At 70.5% G+C, this 4,718-nt stretch carries 6 protein-coding genes and 1 pseudogene; 1 reads left to right on the plus strand and 6 read right to left on the minus strand.

The features are described from left to right. The 5 genes from MET9862_RS28435 to MET9862_RS28455 form a co-directional block, all read right to left on the minus strand. Positions 1–950: CCA tRNA nucleotidyltransferase (locus MET9862_RS28435; protein WP_142586241.1), on the minus strand; the 950-nt coding region annotated here is incomplete at its 3' end. Next, the gene (locus tag MET9862_RS28440) at positions 950–1,207 is read right to left on the minus strand and encodes a DUF6111 family protein (RefSeq protein WP_142586242.1); all 258 of its coding nucleotides are present in this window, start codon (positions 1,205–1,207) and stop codon (positions 950–952) included. The genes MET9862_RS28435 and MET9862_RS28440, both read right to left, overlap by 1 nt. Before the next feature lie 93 nt (positions 1,208–1,300). Continuing rightward, positions 1,301–1,969: a CoA pyrophosphatase gene (locus tag MET9862_RS28445; RefSeq protein WP_185157045.1), complete on the minus strand. Its 669-nt coding sequence runs from the start codon at positions 1,967–1,969 to the stop codon at positions 1,301–1,303. Then, complete coding sequence (locus MET9862_RS28450; RefSeq protein WP_142586243.1) at positions 1,966–2,550, minus strand: DUF1285 domain-containing protein; 585 nt, start codon at positions 2,548–2,550, stop codon at positions 1,966–1,968. Before MET9862_RS28450 ends, MET9862_RS28445 begins: the two co-directional genes overlap by 4 nt. A gap of 75 nt (positions 2,551–2,625) precedes the next feature. Continuing rightward, a complete protein-coding gene (locus tag MET9862_RS28455; protein WP_142586244.1) occupies positions 2,626–3,054 on the minus strand; it encodes a PaaI family thioesterase in 429 nt (142 codons plus the stop codon). A 385-nt stretch (positions 3,055–3,439) separates the two neighbouring features. Here MET9862_RS28455 and MET9862_RS28460 point away from each other — a divergent pair, with 385 nt between their 5' ends. Next, positions 3,440–3,835 (plus strand): HNH endonuclease, encoded by a 396-nt coding sequence (locus tag MET9862_RS28460; RefSeq protein WP_142586245.1) that lies wholly within the window; start codon positions 3,440–3,442, stop codon positions 3,833–3,835. Between the two features lie 74 nt (positions 3,836–3,909). Here MET9862_RS28460 and MET9862_RS28465 read toward each other — a convergent pair. Then, positions 3,910–4,629 (minus strand): annotated as a pseudogene (locus tag MET9862_RS28465) (ATP-dependent helicase C-terminal domain-containing protein); the annotation flags it as partial. Positions 4,630–4,718 lie beyond the last annotated feature (89 nt).

Below are 4,718 nucleotides of genomic sequence, written 5' to 3' on the forward strand. Positions count from 1 at the left end.
ACCGACACCGAAGCGGGCCGCTGAGGCCGCGCCCCGGCCGTCTCGCGCACGCAGGCGAGGAACAGGCCGATCGCCGGGGTGGTGCGCTGGGCGTAGCGCTCGAGGGCGGCGTGCTCGCTATTCGCGAGGCGCAGGCGCTCGCGCAGGCGCTCGGCATCCTCCGGCACCAGCACGGCGAGGGCGCCGAGCGGCAGGAGGCGGGCGCGGGCGAGCCGGCCGACCTCGCCGACGCCGCCCGTGATCCGGGCGAGCAGCCCGGTCTCGCTGAGGGTCGCGACCATCGCCACGGCGCCCGGCGCCTCCAGCAGCTTCAGGAACTCGGCCCGCACCCGCTCGCGCGAGAGCCGGTCGAGGGCCTCGCGCGCCGCGATGCAGGCGGCGAGCGCCGGGCCGTCCGGCGCGCCCTGCCCGAACCGGGCGTGGAAGCGGAAGAAACGCAGGATGCGCAGGGCGTCCTCGCGGATGCGGGTCGCCGGATCCCCGATGAAGCGGACGCGGCCCGCCGCGAGATCCGCCACGCCCCCGGTGGTGTCGTGCAGGTGTCCGGCCGCGTCGAGGGAGAGCGCGTTCACGGTGAAGTCGCGCCGCTCGGCGTCGCGCGCGAAATCGGCCCCGAAACGCACCACCGCGCGGCGCCCGTCCGTCTCCACGTCCTCGCGCAGGGTCGTGACCTCGATGGGCGCCCCGTCCGAGACCAGGGTCACGGTGCCGTGCTCGATCCCGGTCGGCACCGCCTTGAGTCCGGCGGCCCGGGCCCGCGCCATCACCGCCTCGGGCAGGAGCGTCGTGGCGCAGTCGATGTCGGCGGCGTCGTGGCCGAGCAGCGCGTCGCGCACGCAGCCGCCGATGAGCCGGGTCTCGGCGCCGGGGGCGGCGAGGGCCGCGAGCACGGCCGCGACGCCGGGCCGCCCGCGCAGGCGCTCCAGCCCGGCGGGATCGAGCGTGCGCATCAGCGGAACTGCCCCGGCACGAGGCGGCCGTTCTCCATATGCGAGGGCACGTAGCCGCTGCTGCTGCGCTCGGAGAACAGGCCGGACCAGACGAGGGAGGCGATCACCAGGGCGAGCCCGGCCAGGACCAGGCGCAGGCTGTGCGGATCCCAATGGGTCCGCTGCAGCGGGTTCCGCCCCGCCACCAGGAGGTAGGCGAAGAAGAGCGCGAAGGGGATGAGGAAGAGGGCGAACTCTTCGATGAAGCGACGCAGCATGCGAGGTCTACCCTTGAGCCGGCGCTCCGATCCTCGGGACGGCTGCGGCGCCTTCCCTCTCCCGGCTGCGGGATGATCCGGCCTCCGCGCACGTCATCGGGACAGGCGCTCGCGCAGGTTGTTGAGGATCCCGGCCGTGACGCCCCAGATCATGCGCTCGCCGAAGGGCAGGGCGTAGAAGTAGCGCGTGCGCCCCTGCCATTCGCGGGAGCGGAGCTGGTAGCGCGCCCGGTCCATCAGGACGGGCAGCGGCACCTCGAAGATCTCGGCGACCTCCGACGGGTTCGGCCGGAAGCGCGCCTCGGGATCGATCAGGCCGATCACCGGGCTCACCAGGAAGCCGGTGGCCGAGAGATACGGATCGAGATAGCCGAGCGCCCGCACCAGGCCGGGGTCGAGGCCGATCTCCTCGTTCGCCTCGCGCAGGGCCGCCGCGCGGGGTGTCTCGGCGGGGTCGATCTTGCCGCCGGGCAGGGCGATCTGGCCGGAATGGTCGCGCAGATGCGCCGCGCGCTGGGTCAGGACGAGCTGGAGGCCCTCGGCGCGGGCGACCACGGGCACCAGCACCGCCGCGCGGCGGTGCGGCGGCGGCGGGATCACCGCGCTGCCGTCCGGGTCGAGGCTGTGGTCGCCGCGCGGGTTCGAGGTCGGGTCGTCGGGGCCGGGCGGCTCGGCGAGGAGGGCCTCGGCGCAGCGGTCGAGGAAGGCGCTCGCCTCCCGGTCCCACGCGTGGCGGGTGGCCTGACCGACGGCCACGCTCACGCCGCCTCCGCCGGTGCGATGCGGTGGAAGGCGCCGCCGGCCGCCACGCCGAGCCAGGTCCGGCCGTCGATCTCGCGCTCCTCGGCCATCGCCACGAGGTCGTAGGTGAGCGCCCGGCTTACCAGCGCCCAGAGGCCGCCGCGCACCCGCAGGTAGGGTTTCAGGGCGCCGGCCTGCGCTTCCTCGAAGCGCAGCGGATGCTCGGGGCCGACCGCGACGAGGTCGTCCACATTGGTGCGGAAGCTGATGCGCCGGCCCGCGCCATCCCCATCCACCGCCATCTCGACGGCGACGAAGGGCGCGTCCTCCACGGCGATGCCGACGCTCTCGACGGGGGTGACGAGGCGGATGCTGCCATCGGGCTCCGCCCGCAGGATCGAGGCGAACAGCCGGACCATCCTGTCCCGCCGGATCGGGCTGCCGTTGTGGAACCACGTCCCGTCCGCCGCGATGCGGATGTCGATGGCGCCGCAATAGGGCGGGTTCCACTGATCCACGGGGGCGGGCCCGCGCTTCGGCAGGCTGCCCAGGGCGGCGCCGAGGCGCGCGAGGGTCGGGTCCTGTGGGATGTCGTCGTCCATGGGCGATTCAGCTAGAGCGCTCTTTGCCGAAGTGGAAGCCGGTTCGGCGAAAGGGAGCGCGGCACACCAGCAGCTCTAGCGCTCGGCCGGCGTTGCGTCGGGCCGGCGGCGCAGGATCTTCCAGACGCCGGTGGCCGCCGCGACCCGGCGCTCGCCGGCCCAGAGATCCGTGCGCAGGAAGACCAGGGAGCCCGTGCGCCGCACCACCTCCGGCCGCGCCTCGATCCAGTCGCCGAGGCGGGCCACGTCGATGAACTGCATCTCCATCTGGATGGTCACGCAATTGGCGCCATCCGCGGCGGCCATGGCGGTCTCGCCGAGGGCCCGGTCGGCGAAGCTCATCAGCATGCCGCCATGCACCACCTGAATCAGGTTGGCATGCTTCTGCGCGGCCCGGAAGCCATAGGCTCCGTCCGCCCGCCGGTAGACCGGTCCGACATGGTCGATGAAGCCGACATCGTGGATCGGCTCGAAGCCGGCGGGCGTCTGGTCGGCTGGCAGCATGAGTGTCGGGGTCCGGGATCGCGGCAGGACGTGCCATATAACGCAGTCCGCAGGAAAGGAGGATCGGCCGCAAAACTCCGGAGGCCAGCGAGCTCCACCGATCCGAAGCGATGTGCGGACATCGAAATATTCGCGCCTCCGATCTGAGACTGTTGTGTCTCATAAAATTCAATATTTACATCGATTTCGTCATGCATGCTCTCAATGCCCAGCATGAAGTCTGAAGCAAAAAATTTTTCCGCGTCACAATATGGGGTAGATCTGTTTCTGTGTCCTAATGAGGGTTGCCTTAGTCTGCGAATTTGTCGAACTGTGGTTGTCAGTTCAAAAGTGGACATGGCAAGACGGATATGAAATTCTCCCGACCGAATTCGGGATGATATCCATGGCTTTCGAGTTCACGCAGAAGATCAGGCAAGAGGCTTTCGAGCGTCAAAGCCGCCGCTGTGCGTTTTGTGGTGATCACATGGCGACGGGTCGTTTCTTCGGGCACCACGTGATTCCTAAGCAGCTCGGAAATCCAGCGCTTGCGCGTGATGACCTCCTGGCAACCGTAGAGAATTGTGTTGCTCTTTGCACGGACGACGAGCGGAACTGTCATTCCCATGTGCATGCCGGTGCAAACTACCGCACTGGAACGGTTGCAATGCCGGAGGCTTTCAAATTTTCGCACGGCGGAAGCAGGGTTTTGCATCAGGCTTGGCAGGCAAAGTTGTCGATTATTTTCAATCAGATTTTCGATGAGATTGGTGAGCGGTACAGGCGCAGTGGCGGGGCATGAGGGCTTCGTTTCAGCCTTCGCGGCCGACGCACGGCTGCGCAAAGTCTGGGTGACGCACTGTCAACACAGGGTTCTCACGTCCCTCGCGGCTTGGCGCGGCGGGTCGGGGCCTCGGCGAGCGGATTCTCGGGCCAGGGGTGGCGCGGATAGCGCCCGCGCATCTCGGCGCGAACGGCGGCCCAGGAGCCGCGCCAGAAGCCGGGCAGGTCGCGGGTGATCTGGATCGGACGCTGGGCCGGCGAGAGCAGGTTGAGCACGAGGGGGATGCCGCCGGCGCTCGGATGGGTGTCGAGTCCGAACAGCTCCTGCACCCGCACGGCAAGCGCCGGGCCGCCCTCCGCCTCGTAATCGACCGGGATCGCCGAGCCGGTCGGCACCTCCACATGGGTCGGCGCGGCCTGATCGAGGCGCGCGCGCAGGTCCCAGGGCAGCAGGGCGCCGAGCGCTTGGCCGAGATCGTCCGCGCCGATCGCGTCGAGCCCGGTCCGCCCGACGAGGGCGGGGGCGAGCCAGTCCTCGACCGAGGCGGCGAGGCCGGATTCCGTCAGGTCCGGCCAGGGCTCGCCCTCGGCGCCGCGCAGGAAGCGGATGCGGGCGAGCATCTGGCGCTGGCCGGCGCTCCAGGGCAGGCGCTCCAGTCCGAGCCCGGCGAGGCCGCGGGCGAGGATCACGGCGCTGTCGAGGTCGGCAGGCACCGGCAGCGGGCGCTCGCCGAGGCTGACCGCGCCGAGGCGGCGGATCGCCCGGGCCCGCAGCGCTCGGGCCGCGGCGTCGAAGCTCACCTGCGTCGCGGTCGATTTCGATCCCGGCGCCCGCGACATCGAGCTGATGGCCGATTCGGAATGGCTGCGTCAGGTGGTGGAGAGCCTGATCGACAACGCCC

Origin of the sequence: Methylobacterium symbioticum (assembly GCF_902141845.1) — a bacterium.
GTDB lineage: Bacteria > Pseudomonadota > Alphaproteobacteria > Rhizobiales > Beijerinckiaceae > Methylobacterium > Methylobacterium symbioticum.